The 12,283-nt window shown below is 62.9% G+C and carries 11 protein-coding genes and 1 tRNA gene; 4 read left to right on the plus strand and 8 right to left on the minus strand.

Translation table 11 applies throughout. The features are described from left to right. Positions 1–89: 89 nt before the first annotated feature. Positions 90–482, minus strand: a complete 393-nt coding sequence (gene rpoZ / locus AC5V87_RS23820) for a DNA-directed RNA polymerase subunit omega (RefSeq protein ID WP_027522935.1) — start codon at positions 480–482, stop codon at positions 90–92. A gap of 328 nt (positions 483–810) precedes the next feature. On the opposite strand from rpoZ, the gene AC5V87_RS23825 reads away from it, so the two are divergent. After that, the gene (locus AC5V87_RS23825) at positions 811–1,458 is read left to right on the plus strand and encodes a LabA-like NYN domain-containing protein (protein WP_018644573.1); all 648 of its coding nucleotides are present in this window, start codon (positions 811–813) and stop codon (positions 1,456–1,458) included. Next, a complete protein-coding gene (locus tag AC5V87_RS23830; protein WP_456838090.1) occupies positions 1,439–2,113 on the plus strand; it encodes a uracil-DNA glycosylase in 675 nt (224 codons plus the stop codon). The genes AC5V87_RS23825 and AC5V87_RS23830 overlap by 20 nt, the downstream gene beginning before the upstream one ends. Here the strand turns inward: AC5V87_RS23830 and AC5V87_RS23835 are convergent. The 4 genes from AC5V87_RS23835 to dapA form a co-directional block, all read right to left on the minus strand. Beyond that, entirely contained in the window at positions 2,110–2,691 is a 582-nt protein-coding gene (locus tag AC5V87_RS23835) for a peroxiredoxin (protein WP_456838089.1), read from the minus strand. The genes AC5V87_RS23830 and AC5V87_RS23835 overlap by 4 nt on opposite strands. A gap of 39 nt (positions 2,692–2,730) precedes the next feature. Next, on the minus strand, positions 2,731–3,204 hold the full coding sequence (smpB, locus tag AC5V87_RS23840; protein ID WP_035709956.1) for an SsrA-binding protein SmpB: 474 nt from the start codon (positions 3,202–3,204) through the stop codon (positions 2,731–2,733). A gap of 72 nt (positions 3,205–3,276) precedes the next feature. After that, positions 3,277–3,690 carry a large conductance mechanosensitive channel protein MscL gene (gene mscL, locus AC5V87_RS23845; protein ID WP_456843320.1) on the minus strand — a complete coding sequence of 138 codons (414 nt, stop codon included), beginning with the start codon at positions 3,688–3,690 and terminating at the stop codon, positions 3,277–3,279. A gap of 53 nt (positions 3,691–3,743) precedes the next feature. Then, positions 3,744–4,634, minus strand: a complete 891-nt coding sequence (gene dapA / locus AC5V87_RS23850; RefSeq protein WP_456838087.1) for a 4-hydroxy-tetrahydrodipicolinate synthase — start codon at positions 4,632–4,634, stop codon at positions 3,744–3,746. A 228-nt stretch (positions 4,635–4,862) separates the two neighbouring features. Here dapA and AC5V87_RS23855 point away from each other — a divergent pair, with 228 nt between their 5' ends. After that, positions 4,863–7,340, plus strand: a complete 2,478-nt coding sequence (locus AC5V87_RS23855; protein ID WP_495367951.1) for a transglycosylase SLT domain-containing protein — start codon at positions 4,863–4,865, stop codon at positions 7,338–7,340. A 367-nt stretch (positions 7,341–7,707) separates the two neighbouring features. On the opposite strand, the gene AC5V87_RS23860 is transcribed toward AC5V87_RS23855, so the two are convergent. After that, positions 7,708–9,315, minus strand: coding sequence for a porin (locus AC5V87_RS23860; protein ID WP_456838086.1), 1,608 nt, complete (start codon positions 9,313–9,315; stop codon positions 7,708–7,710). Between the two features lie 787 nt (positions 9,316–10,102). On the opposite strand from AC5V87_RS23860, the gene AC5V87_RS23865 reads away from it, so the two are divergent. Next, positions 10,103–10,195, plus strand: a tRNA-Ser gene (locus AC5V87_RS23865). A 126-nt stretch (positions 10,196–10,321) separates the two neighbouring features. Here AC5V87_RS23865 and AC5V87_RS23870 read toward each other — a convergent pair. Both AC5V87_RS23870 and AC5V87_RS23875 read right to left on the minus strand, forming a co-directional pair. Beyond that, a complete protein-coding gene (locus AC5V87_RS23870) occupies positions 10,322–10,543 on the minus strand; it encodes a hypothetical protein (protein WP_456838085.1) in 222 nt (73 codons plus the stop codon). A gap of 95 nt (positions 10,544–10,638) precedes the next feature. After that, positions 10,639–10,905, minus strand: a complete 267-nt coding sequence (locus AC5V87_RS23875; protein WP_456838084.1) for a hypothetical protein — start codon at positions 10,903–10,905, stop codon at positions 10,639–10,641. Positions 10,906–12,283 lie beyond the last annotated feature (1,378 nt).

The raw sequence follows: 12,283 nt of genomic DNA on the forward strand, positions 1-12,283 counted from the left end.
CCACGAAAACGCCAACAAAAGCAAAGGCCCGAACAACGGTTCGGGCCTTTGATAAGATCACAAGAAGTCGATGACTGCGATGGGACGAGTTACTCGTCCTCCTCGGGCTGCTCCTCAGGCGGCGCGAGACCTTCGAGACCTTTCAGGAGCTCCTCTTCGGTCATGCGCTCGACGGCAACTTCGGTATCGTCCGCATCGACGCTGGCCCCAGCGGAACCGATCAAGGGCACGGTGTCCGGCTCGGGCTCGTCGACCTCGACGAACTTCTGGAGCGAATGCACCAGCTCCTCGCGGAGGTCCTCCGGCGAGATCGTCTGGTCAGCAATTTCGCGCAAAGACACAACAGGGTTCTTGTCGTTATCGCGGTCAACCGTTAGTTGTGAACCGGACGAAATCATGCGCGCACGGTGTGCGGCCAGCAGGACCAGGTCAAACCGGTTGTCGACCTTGTCGATACAATCTTCTACGGTGACGCGAGCCATGGACTGCCGCTCCGTTGTGGTTGGGACGAAATATGTGGATGATCGGGGCTAGTTATAGGGGCCGGGGCAATTTCGCAAGGCCAAATTGTGATTTGGCCTCGCCAAACGGCTCTGCTACCCCCACATTGGGGCTGGGTCGAGTGATTTTCCGGGCTGTCGGACGGGGCAGCGCCGGGTGTATGCATGACCGCCATAACTATACCTTGATTGCCCCGACTTCTCCGGATTTGCGGTTTCGACGGGCTTCGGCAGCACTGTAGAAGTGCGCGGCGTGCTGCCGCCGCGCCAACAATAAACGATCAATCACGAACACTACGCGAGCAACTGAATGTCACCTTCCCCTACCAACAAGATCGCGCTCTTCATCGATGGGGCCAATCTCTACGCCACGGCGAAAACCCTGGGCTTCGACATCGATTACAAGCGCCTGCTGAAGGAGTTTCAGAGCCGCGGGACCTTGCTGCGGGCGTTCTACTACACCGCGATCATCGAGGATCAGGAATACTCCTCGATCCGCCCGCTGATCGATTGGCTCGACTACAACGGCTACACGGTCGTGACCAAGGCGACTAAGGAATTCATCGACGCCTCCGGCCGCCGCAAGGTCAAGGGCAACATGGACATCGAGCTCGCGGTCGATGCCATGGAGCTCGCCGAGCACATCGACCAGATGGTGCTGTTCTCGGGTGACGGCGACTTCCGTTCCCTGGTCGAGGCCGTGCAGCGCCGCGGCGTGCGGGTCACCGTGGTCTCCACCATCGCCAGCCAGCCGCCGATGATCGCGGACGAGCTGCGCCGGCAGGCCGACGTCTTCACCGACCTCGTCGAGCTGCAGTCCAAGCTCGGCCGCGACCCGTCCGAACGCCCCGCCCCGCGTGACCGCGGCGAGCGTGGCGAGGGACGCCACCACGCCCCGCAATTCCTCCAGCGCGCAACCACGATGGCGCCGAGGGGCGATGACGACTTCGAGGAGTGAGGCGGCCCGGTCGAGCCGCCAGCCTCTCACCGTCGTCCCCGACCGTGATTGTCCGCTCTGTCCACGCCTGGTCGCCTTTCGCGAGGCCAACCGGGCGCGCGAGCCGTTATGGCACAATGCGCCGGTCGCCCCCTTCGGCGATATCACGGCACGCCTTCTGATCGTCGGGCTGGCGCCGGGGATGCAGGGCGCCAACCGCACCGGCCGTCCCTTCACCGGCGACTATGCCGGCGATCTGCTCTACGCCACGCTGCTCGAATACGGCTTTGCCAAGGGCAGCTATCAGGCCCGTCCCGACGACGGATTGAGGCTGGTCGATTGCCGGATCGCCAATGCCGTGCATTGTGTTCCGCCGCAGAACAAGCCGCTGCCGATCGAGATCAATACCTGCCGCCGGTTCCTCGTCGCCAACCTCGCGGCGATGCCGAAGCTGCGCGCGATTATCGCGCTCGGGCGCATTGCGCACGACAGCGTGCTCAAGCCGCTGAACCTGAAGGGCTCGCAAGCCCCCTTCGGCCATGGCGCCGTGCATCAGGCCGGTGCGCTCAGGCTCTACGACAGCTATCACTGCTCGCGCTACAACACCAACACCGGCGTGCTGACGCCTGACATGTTCCGGTCCGTGTTTGCGAAGGTGAAGGCGGATCTGGATTAGCTCTTCGCTGGATTGGCCTTCAGCCAATCCAGCACGTCCCCGGCATTCCGGTCGGGCGGAAACACCGGATAGAACACATGCGTGATGCGGGCATCGTCGATGATCAGCGCGAGGCGCTTGATCAGGGTCAGCCCTGCGACCTCCATGGTCGGCAGTTTCAAGGCACGTGTCAGCGCCAGCTTCTCGTCCGAGAGCACGGGAAAGGGCAGATGCAGCCGCGAGGCCATCTCGGTCTGGTATTCGTTGCTCTGGGTCGAGAGCCCGAACACGTGCGAGGCACCGGCCGCCTTCAGCTCGGCGAACAGATCGCGGAACGCGCAGGTCTGCGGCGTGCAGCCGCGCGCGCCCGGGATCATGTCCCAATCGTCGACCAGCGCGATCTTGCCGGGCTCGCCGGTGCGCGGATAGGCGAACACCACAGTGCGGCCGGAGAGCGCCGACAGCGTCACTGACGTATCGTCGGTTGCGAGCAGGCTGATCGCCGGCAGCGTCATGCCCTTCAGATGCGCGGCACCGCCGTCATCGGCCGGCGCAGGAATCTGGCTCCAATCGACCTCGAGCAGGTTCTTCTGAGACATCCGTGTTCTCGCCGTCCTCTTGCCGCGATCCGTTTGCCGCTATCCCCGCGCCCGCATCAGGCGGCCCTTCTCGCGGCTCCAGTCGCGCTTCTTCTCGCTCTCGCGCTTGTCGTGCAGCTTCTTGCCCTTCGCAACAGCGAGCTGCAATTTGGCCCGTCCGCGTTCGTTGAAGTAAAGCTTGAGCGGGATCAGCGTCATGCCCTCGCGATCGACCGCGCCCATCAGCTTGTTGATCTGCCGCCGATGCAGCAGCAGCTTTCGCGGTCGCTTCGGCTCGTGGTTGAAGCGGTTGCCCTGGAGATATTCGGGAATGGTGGCGTTGATCAGCCAGATCTCGCCGTCCTTCGAATCCGCGTAGGACTCGGCGATCGTGCTCTTGCCGTTGCGGATCGACTTCACTTCGGTGCCGGTCAGCGCAATGCCCGCCTCGATCGTGTCCTCGATCGCATAGTTGAAGCGGGCCTTGCGATTTTCCGCCATGACCTTGATCGGACGTTCGTTCTTGTCGGCCATGCAAGTGAAACCTGAAGTCAAAACCTGATCGGGATGCGCAGCAAAGCTAACAGTTTGGGTGAAGCGCGCGCGTCACTTCTTGAGGAGATCGCGGATCTCGGTCAGCAGCACGACCTCGGCCGACGGCTTGGGCGGCTCAGCGGGCTTGGTCTCTTCCCTGCGCTTTAAGGTGTTCATGGCGCGGATCACCAGGAACAGCACGAAGGCGATGATGATGAAGTTGATCGTCAGTGTCAGGAAGCTGCCGTAAGCAAGCACTGCGCCTTGCTTTTTCGCATCCGCTAAGTTGGTGGCGGTGACCGACTTCGACAAGGGGACGAAGTAGTTCGAGAAGTCGAGGCCGCCGGTCGCCGCACCAATGATCGGCATGATGATGTCGCCGACCAGCGACGTGACGATGGCGCCGAAGGCCGCGCCGATGATGACGCCGACCGCAAGATCGACGACGTTACCCTTCATGGCGAATTCGCGGAACTCCTTGAGCATCTGCCTGCCCTTTTCGTCGACGCTCATGGACAGCTCCCCGATTTGTCAGCACATCAGTTGATCAGGCCGGCGTGCACCATGGCGCTGCGCACCGCGGCGCGGGTCGGTTCGGAAACCGGAACCATCGGCAGCCGTAGCGTCTCGTCGAACTTGCCGAGCAGCGACATCGCGTACTTGATCGGCGCCGGATTGCTCTCGATGAAGAGGTTGTTGTGCAGCGGCATCAGCTTGTCGTGGATCGCGAGCGCCGCCTTGGTGTCGCCCTTCTGCCAGGCGGTGTGGAACTCCGCGCACAGGCGCGGCGCGACGTTCGAGGTCACCGAGATACAGCCGTGGCCGCCATGGGCCATGTAGCCGAGGATGGTGGCATCCTCGCCGGAGAGCTGGTTGAAATCCTCGCCCATCGCCGCGCGCTGCTGCGACACGCGCACCATGCTGGCGGTGGCGTCCTTGACGCCGGCGATGTTCTTCAGCTCCCACAGCCGCTTCATGGTGTCGACCGACATGTCGATCACCGAGCGCGGCGGGATGTTGTAGATGATGATCGGGATCCCGATCGCGTCGTTGATCGCCTTGAAGTGCTGGTAGAGGCCTTCCTGGGTCGGCTTGTTGTAGTAGGGCGTGACGACCAGCACGGCATCCGCGCCCGCCTTCTCGGCGTGCTGGGAGAGCTCGATCGCCTCCTTGGTCGAGTTGGAGCCGGCGCCGGCAACGACGGGCACGCGGCCCTTGGCCTCAGCGATGCACCATTCGACCACCTTCTTGTGCTCGTCATGGCTCAGCGTCGGGCTCTCGCCGGTGGTGCCGACCGGGACGAGGCCATTGGTGCCCTCGGAGATCTGCCAGTTGACCAGGGAGCGGAACGCCGCCTCGTCCACCGAGCCGTTCTTGAAGGGCGTGACCAAGGCGGTGAACGACCCCCGGAATTTCGTCTTGGCTGCCATGGACTTCCTCCGTACGCGGCGATCTCTTGAGAGCGAGCCCCATACATATCGGGTCTATCCCGCCGGTAAAAGGGCCGCTGCCGCGGGACGCACCGTTTAGGCCGCGATTTTGCCGCGGTGCTGGTGCAAATCGGGCGGAGGTAAGCGGCTGTTGGTATTTTGTCCGCATATTCAATCAAATACAGCTAGATCTTGAGCCAACTGACTGATTCGGGGCGACGAAACGCCGTGATCTCCTTTCCGCGTGCCATGTGGCGATCCATTGGCCTGGTTCTGTGCCTGACCGCAGGGCTCTCGGTCGGCTGCGCTGCTCTCGCCAAGTCCAACGAGACGAGCGCGGAAGGTACCAAGGACAGCGCGAAACCGGCCGCCAAGGACACCGCCAAGAACACGCCGAAGGCACCTGCCAAGGGAACAGACAAGGGAACAGATAAGGGAACCGGCAAGGACAGTTCGAAGGACATTTCAAAGGACGCAGCCAAGGGCGCGAGCAAAGGTGCGGCGAACACCCCTGCCAAGGATGCGTCGAAGAAGCCGACCAAGGACGCAGGCAAGACCGTCAGCACGGGCCCCACGAAGGACAAGCCCAAGCCTGCCGCAGCGGCCCCCACGCCAAAATCAGCGCCGACCGCCGGCAGTTCATCTCCCAAGGCCGCATCCGCGCCGGCGGTGACGGCCACGATCAGACCGAACGCCCCGGCGCCCGCCAAACCGATCGCCGCGCCCGTGCTGGCTCCGGCGACGCGCCAGCATGCCACGCCGCGCAAGCCGGTGACGCCGGCCGCGGTCGCTGCGACCTCCTCGACGTCGCAAGCCGACAAGGACACGCTGGAGACCGTTATCGAGCTCGTGCGCAAGCGCAAGGCGGGCGACGCCACCAACTACGCCGCCTCGATATCCGATCCTGTCGCGCGAAAACTCGCCGAATGGGTCATCCTGCGCAGCGAGGACAATGGCGCGAGCGTTGAGCGCTACCGCGCCTTCCTCTCCGCCAATCCGAGCTGGCCGTCGCAGACCTTCCTGCGCCGCCGCCTCGAGGCCGCGATGTGGGACGACAGGCGCGACGATTCGGTGGCGTGGTCGTGGTTCGAGAACGAATCGCCGATCTCCGCCAAGGGCCGGTTCACGCTCGCCAAGGCGATGCTGGCGCGCGGCGACCGGGCCAATGCCGAGCGCCTGGTGCGCGAGGCCTGGCGCAGCGATCCGATGTCGGAGGAGACCGAGAACAACGCGCTTGACCAGTTCGGCGCGCTGCTGACGCCGGGCGACCAGAAGGCACGGATGGACACCCTGCTCTACGGCAGCGAGAACGAGGCCGCGATGCGCGCTGCCAAGCGCCTCGGCGCCGGTTATGTTGCGCTCGCCAAGGCCCGCATCGCCGCCGTCAAGAAAGCACCGAACGCGCGCGCGCTGCTCGACGCCGTGCCGCGCGAGCTGCACAACGATCCCGGCTTCATCTTCAGCAAGATCCAGCTCCTGCGCCGCGAGGAGAAGTTCACTGAGGCCGCCCAGCTGATGCTGTCGGCGCCGAAGGACCCGGGCCGGCTCTACAATCTCGACGAATGGTGGATCGAGCGGCGCCTGCTGGCGCGCAAGATGATCGACAACGAGGAATTCCGCAGCGCCTACCTGATTGCGCGCGACGCCGCCCTGCCCTCGCGCGACATCTACAAGACGGAGCAGGAATTCACCGCGGGCTGGATCGCGCTGCGCTTCCTCAACGATCCCACCACCGCCGCCCAGCATTTCGCCCGCATCGGCGTCGGTAGCGTCAACCCGACCACGCTGGCGCGCGCCGGCTATTGGCAGGGCCGCGCCGCGGAAGCCGCGGGCCGCCAGCAGGAGGCGCGCAACGCCTATGCCCGCGCGGCCGAGCAATCGACCAGCTATTACGGCCAGCTCGCGCGCGCCAAGCTCGGCCTGCCCCAGATCGAACTCAACAGCCAGCCGCGCGGCCGCGGCGCCGAGCGGCTGGAGATCGTGCGCGCCGCGCAGCTGCTCTACGAGCTCGACGAGCGTGAGCTCGCCGTGCCCCTGCTCGCCGACATGGGCGAGAACGGCGATCCCGAAGCACTCGCGGGCCTGGGCGAGCTCACCCAGCGCTACAACGACGCGCGCGGCATGCTGCTGCTCGGCAAGGCTGCGCTCAACCGCGGCCTGCCCTTCGATTTCTACGCCTATCCCGTCAACGGCATTCCGCATTTCACGCCGATCGGCCCCGAGGTCGAGCGCAGCATCGTCTACGCGATCGCGCGGCAGGAGAGCGCGTTCAATCCCTCGGTGGTTTCGCCGGCGCAGGCCTATGGGCTGATGCAGGTGACGCCGGACGCCGCGCGCTATGTCTGCAAGCGGCACGGCGCGACCTACGATCTGGCGCGGCTGAAGAACGATTCGGTCTACAACGCCACGCTCGGCTCGGCCGAGCTCGGTGGCCTGCTGGAGGATTATCGCGGCTCCTACATCATGACCTTTGCCGCCTACAATGCCGGCCGCGGCAGCGTGAAGAAATGGGTCGAGCGCTACGGCGATCCGCGCGATCCCAAGGTGGACGCGGTCGACTGGGTCGAGCTCATTCCATTCTCCGAGACGCGCAACTACGTGCAGCGGATCATGGAGAACCTTCAGGTCTACCGCGCCCGCTTCGGCGGCGGCACGCGGCTGCAGATCGAGGCCGATTTGCGCCGCGGCACCGGCAGCGTCGAATAGCCCGCTTCCCTCAAGAGGAAGCGCACCATCTCACTCACCAGTGATGGCACCGCAGTCCAGAACTGCAGGAGGTTCTGCGCTTCAGACCTTCTACGAGTGCCAAAGCAACAGGAGACCGGGGCTGGACCAGCGTCGAGAGCGCCTATTACTGCCGTGCTCTGGACCTGAAATGAGGACGGTTGCCATTCGGAACGTCTGAGGCCGTCTCCGTTCGCGGGCCCCGAGAGCGCCATTACGACGATTTGCTTGCTCGACAAATGTTCCACGAGCAGCGCTCGCGCAGCATTTCCCAAAGAGAAAAGACCGCCACAAAAGAAAAGCCCCGGCGGTTTCCCGCCGGGGCTTCTGTCAGGTCGTTAGACCGAACTTACCAGTTGCGCTGAGCGCGGAGGAGCAGAACGAGCGTGTCCTGATCCTTCAGCTCGTACGTCGCGACCGGCTTGGCGGGAACCGCGACCAGAGCCGGCGGAGTGATGATGCCGGAATACTTCTGATCGAGATGGGTCCAGGACAGATCAGCCGAGAACGTCAGGTTCTTGACGGGGGTCCAGCGGGTGATGATACCCACCTGGCCGACAGCGAAGTCCGGGTTACAACCCGTGAGACCTGCTGCACCGCCGATCAGACCGCCACCGATACCGGCCGGACCGCAGATCGCACCCTTGGCGAGCGAACCGAACTGAGCCTGAGCGTAGGCACCGTAGATCGCGGTGTTCCAATACGGATCCCAGTTATGCGTGTAAGCGCCGCGGAAGCCCCAGGTCTTGACCGTCTCCTGCTGGGAGCCCGTGAGGAACACGGTGTCCGGAGCAGCAGCAAAGCCAAGACTGCCATAGGCAACATTGGATGTACCATACATCGCGAACGTGCTGCCCGCGAGGTTCTGGAAGTTGTAGCGCGTCGCACCATCGGTGTAGACGCCCGAAATGTTGATCACGTCACCCGCACCGGTCGGGATGTTCTTGATCGACAGAGCGAGCTGAACCGCCCAACCCCACTTGTCGTCGGGGTGACCGGTGGTCTCGGTCGCGCCGTAATAACCAACATGGTTGTCATGCGCAACCACCGACGCCTGGAAGAGGCCCCAGGCCTGGTCGACACGCACCATACCGATGAGGTCCGGAGAACGGGAACCGCCGACGCTGCCGGTGTTCGCGATCGACCCACTGAAGTAACCGTAGAACGAACCACCGGACAGGTTGAGGTTACCCGCCTGGGTGTACTGAGTCGGATCCTGTGCCGAGAAGGCGGCCGTCACGCCCTGACCGAAGTCAGCGGTGTAGGTGAACTGGTTGACACCGGTGACCGTGCCGGAACCGCCGACAAGACCGTCGAAGTTGTTGCCGGGATAGTTGGTCCAGGGCGCGTCGAACTGCGACACGGCCTTACCCATCGTGAAGCCGGCGAACTGGATGAAGGCATAGTACACGCCGAGCGAACCGCCCGAGGTGTTGCCGTCGGTGGAGTTCACCGCGCCGGAGCCCGAGCCATACAGCGTGGTAGCGCCGGTGAACGGGTTGGTGCCCGCGCCGAGGGTGCCCGAGTACTGCGTCGCACCCGAACCGCTGTTGGTGCCCACGTAGTTTCCGGTCGTCCAGGAGAACACGGCGTCGAAGAAGGTACGAACGACACCGTACTCGGTTGCGGTGCGCGTGTCGATGTTCAGATCTTCACGAGCGCGCATCGTGTAGTAGTTCGTCAGACGGTTGCGGGCACCGTTGGCGCCCTGGCTCGAAACGTTGAACTGACCGCTGAAGTCCGAGTTGGTGTTCAGCGCGACTTCAGCGCGCAGATAACCACCCAGCTTGATGCAGGTGTCAGTGCCCGGGATGTAGTAGAATCCGGCACCGTACAGGGAGCAGATCTTCACGTATTCGACCGCTTTGGCCTTCACGGGGAGATCGGCTGCCTGCGCTCCGCCAACGGCGATCAGACCCGCCGCTGAGCCGAGCAAAAGGCTCTTAACCAACTTCATGTTAAACCTCCAAGTTGCTCTTCAGGGAAGGTCACTGACCGGACGGCCAATTCCCCAACCCCTCTAAATCACCGCTTTCGGCCCCTTCGCGCCTTCGGACACACCCGCATGAACGCGAGGGACTTAAGCGAATGACCTAAACGGGACGACTTCGGGATGCCCCCCTCCGTCGCTCGGTCACAATTACCGAACGTCCTTGCACACACAACAAGAGAACGCTCCGAAACGGGCCTATGGAGCGCGTTTCCGGAAGAGTGTTGCACAAATAACACGCAGATGTGATCGGAACGCCCTCGTAACCCATTGTTTACATTATAATTTTCGAGACGGTTCTTTTTGCCCTCAAAGTTCCGCACATGAGGCGGCCGAGGCGAGACCTCGCCCCGAAACCGCTTTGGGACACTCGAATCGTAGAATCGGAAGGAGACTCAAGGAGAAGGCGCGCCTCCGGTTCGCGAGCCTGTTGCTGTGCAGTCACGGCTAGGCCCGCCGCGCACGCTGCAAGCACTCTATATGAACAACCGGGATCATCAGGATCGAGACAAGTGGCCCGGCCTTCTCCCGCGCACGCCGCCACGCTGGATTTGTCAGGAAGTTCAGCCGCTTGTTCGAGAAAAGCCGGCTTTCGCGCGGGCAACAATCCATGCGGCGAAAGCCCGACGTCCCAGCTCTGCGTCCATTCTCGCGCAATCGCGCTCTCGCTCCGAAGATCACTGGGAATATTCGAACGAAAACACGCGCTTCGAAATTGACCAGCCCAAGCAATTAGATGCATAAGGCTCGCACCGGAGAGGTGGCCGAGTGGCTGAAGGCAACGCTTTGCTAAAGCGTCATACGGTCTCAAGCTGTATCGAGGGTTCGAATCCCTCCCTCTCCGCCACCCAGCGACTGTCCGGCCCGGCCCGGTTCTTTCAGCCGAAGGCGCTCGCGGCGCCGGCGCGCAAGCTCGGCGCAAGGATGCGGCTGAGCTCAGCCGATTCGCGCTCTCTTATATATGTGTGCGCGGCTAGATGCGGGATCGCCAGATCCGCCAATGAGAGGGCGAGATCAGCACCGCCTCGCCGGCCCAGATATTGAACCAGACACCGGCCCTGCGCCGGCAGGGAAAAGTGAGCGGCAAAATGCCGGTCTTGTGCGGCCGTCCGAGCACCAGATCGCAATCGTCGGGCGCGATCTGAATCGGCAGCCAGTGACCCGTTACGGAGTCATATTGGTCGGGGTTGCTCATGCCGCGCGGGATCCTAAGCGGCGGCACGATGCAGGGCTTGATTCAGCGCAACCAAATCGCCCCGTGGAACCACGGCGCCGGCTGCGATGCAGGGTTCAGTGAGCCGAAATCCACGCCCTCGCATCGCGCTGGGCGGCCGCGATCTCGGCATCCGACATCTGGCCGGCGACTTCCTGGCGCAGCGCCACGGCGTCTTTCCGGCCCTTCAGCGCGGCGAGATTGAACCATTTGTGCGCGGCGACGAGATCGACGAGGCCGGAGCGGCCGCTCGCCCAATAGATCCCGCGCTCGAACAGCACGTCCGACAGCGCGCTCGCATCGATCGGCGTCGCCGTATCGAGATCGAAAGTACCCTGAAACATAACGCATCCCCTTTTTTCTTATGCCGCCTCGTTCATCGAGCGCGGCTCCCGTCCAACTCTGATGTGCATGACCCTTCCGGAATCGTGCACTGTTCAACTCATCCCCGAGTCTTCTTGCCCAATGCCGTTTGCCGGCTTGTTGGAGGCGATGATGGCGGGCAAATTTGAATGGCAGTTTAAGTATTGCGATGAAGCAGACGTAAACGCGAGCGCCGGCCGGGTGCGCGCGGAATTCAAGAAGTTCCTGTTTTGCAGGCACTTCTGCGATTCGTCAGATTCGGTTTACCGTGGGATTTTGGGACATCGATAACCATCGCGCGCAGTGGCATGCGTGCTGCGGTTACAGTTTGTGGGGGCGGATCGCAGGAAAGAAGTAGCCGCCGCGTGCGGCGTCACCGGCGCCTGGGGTCCCGGCCGGCGTAACGACCCAGACGGGAGCATCGCGCTCGCTTTGCCCCGAGCCCATGCGAACACCGTCGCGCAAACGACAGTTCACCGCAGCCTCACCTGCCCCAAAGGCAGTGCAGCCAAGGCAGCGCGGCGACGTCGCGATCAGATCAGCAATGTGGGGAAAGGGAATGCCGGCAATACCCCGGCCTCAAACAGAACGAGGGCGTCGGCGAACACGTCAGGACCAGATTTCACGTCGGCCCGAAGGGCGCTTGTGAAATTGCGGAGCCCCTTGGGGAGAACCGCACCGAACGAAGAAAACTCGTTTCTTCTACCGGATCGTCAAAGAGAACGATCCGACCGTTGACCTGATGTCTCGCCGACACCCTCTATCGTCGACCAGAACCTCTGGGAGGCACTGATGACGTGCCGGCTGCTTTAGGAGCCGGCAACTTCAGAAGCGAAGTTACTTCTTCTTCTTCGCGACCTTGCGGGTCTTCTTCGCAGTCTTCTTCACTGCGCTCTTCGCCTTCTTCGCCTTCTTCGCTTTCTTGGCCATGTTGCCCTCCGATGTGTGAGATGGCTTTAATCGCTGTGCGCATTCGGGGATCGAATGCACTCACCCCGAATACACCAACACGACGAAAAAAACATCTTCTGACTTAAGGAAGTGTTGACGGCGCAGTGCGCGTGCGCCAGCCGCGCCTGATTTGCGTGTCAGCAGAGACACGCCTGCGCGATCGCAAATGCTTCGTGCAGCATCGTCCTCGGCAAGCGCAGCGATTGCAAGAAAACCCTATGCAGCAAGTAATATTCTGCGCACGCACGTCACGCGCGATCGATGCGATGATGCGCGCTGCAACGCGCGCGATCGCGTCGCCGGGCAGAGTCGCGGACTCTGAGTCGCGAATTTTGGCAACGAAATTATTTTCATGCTTAACGGCGGAAGCGCTCGTCGGAGCGCGTGCAAGTCGCCGCTTTGCGCGAA

This window comes from Bradyrhizobium sp. SOJA106 (assembly GCF_059448745.1).

Bases quoted from the DNA above. Each gene is read 5' to 3' on its own strand.
- AC5V87_RS23860 (WP_456838086.1), bottom strand. From the start codon at position 9,315: ATGAAGTTGGTTAAGAGCCTTTTGCTCGGCTCAGCGGCGGGTCTGATC.
- AC5V87_RS23830 (WP_456838090.1), top strand. From the start codon at position 1,439: ATGACGACTTCGAGGAGTGAGGCGGCCCGGTCGAGCCGCCAGCCTCTC.
- mscL (WP_456843320.1), bottom strand. From the start codon at position 3,690: ATGCTCAAGGAGTTCCGCGAATTCGCCATGAAGGGTAACGTCGTCGAT.
- AC5V87_RS23870 (WP_456838085.1), bottom strand. From the start codon at position 10,543: ATGAGCAACCCCGACCAATATGACTCCGTAACGGGTCACTGGCTGCCG.
- smpB (WP_035709956.1), bottom strand. From the start codon at position 3,204: ATGGCCGACAAGAACGAACGTCCGATCAAGGTCATGGCGGAAAATCGC.
- rpoZ (WP_027522935.1), bottom strand. From the start codon at position 482: ATGGCTCGCGTCACCGTAGAAGATTGTATCGACAAGGTCGACAACCGG.
- dapA (WP_456838087.1), bottom strand. From the start codon at position 4,634: ATGGCAGCCAAGACGAAATTCCGGGGGTCGTTCACCGCCTTGGTCACG.
- AC5V87_RS23835 (WP_456838089.1), bottom strand. From the start codon at position 2,691: ATGTCTCAGAAGAACCTGCTCGAGGTCGATTGGAGCCAGATTCCTGCG.
- AC5V87_RS23875 (WP_456838084.1), bottom strand. From the start codon at position 10,905: ATGTTTCAGGGTACTTTCGATCTCGATACGGCGACGCCGATCGATGCG.
- AC5V87_RS23825 (WP_018644573.1), top strand. From the start codon at position 811: ATGTCACCTTCCCCTACCAACAAGATCGCGCTCTTCATCGATGGGGCC.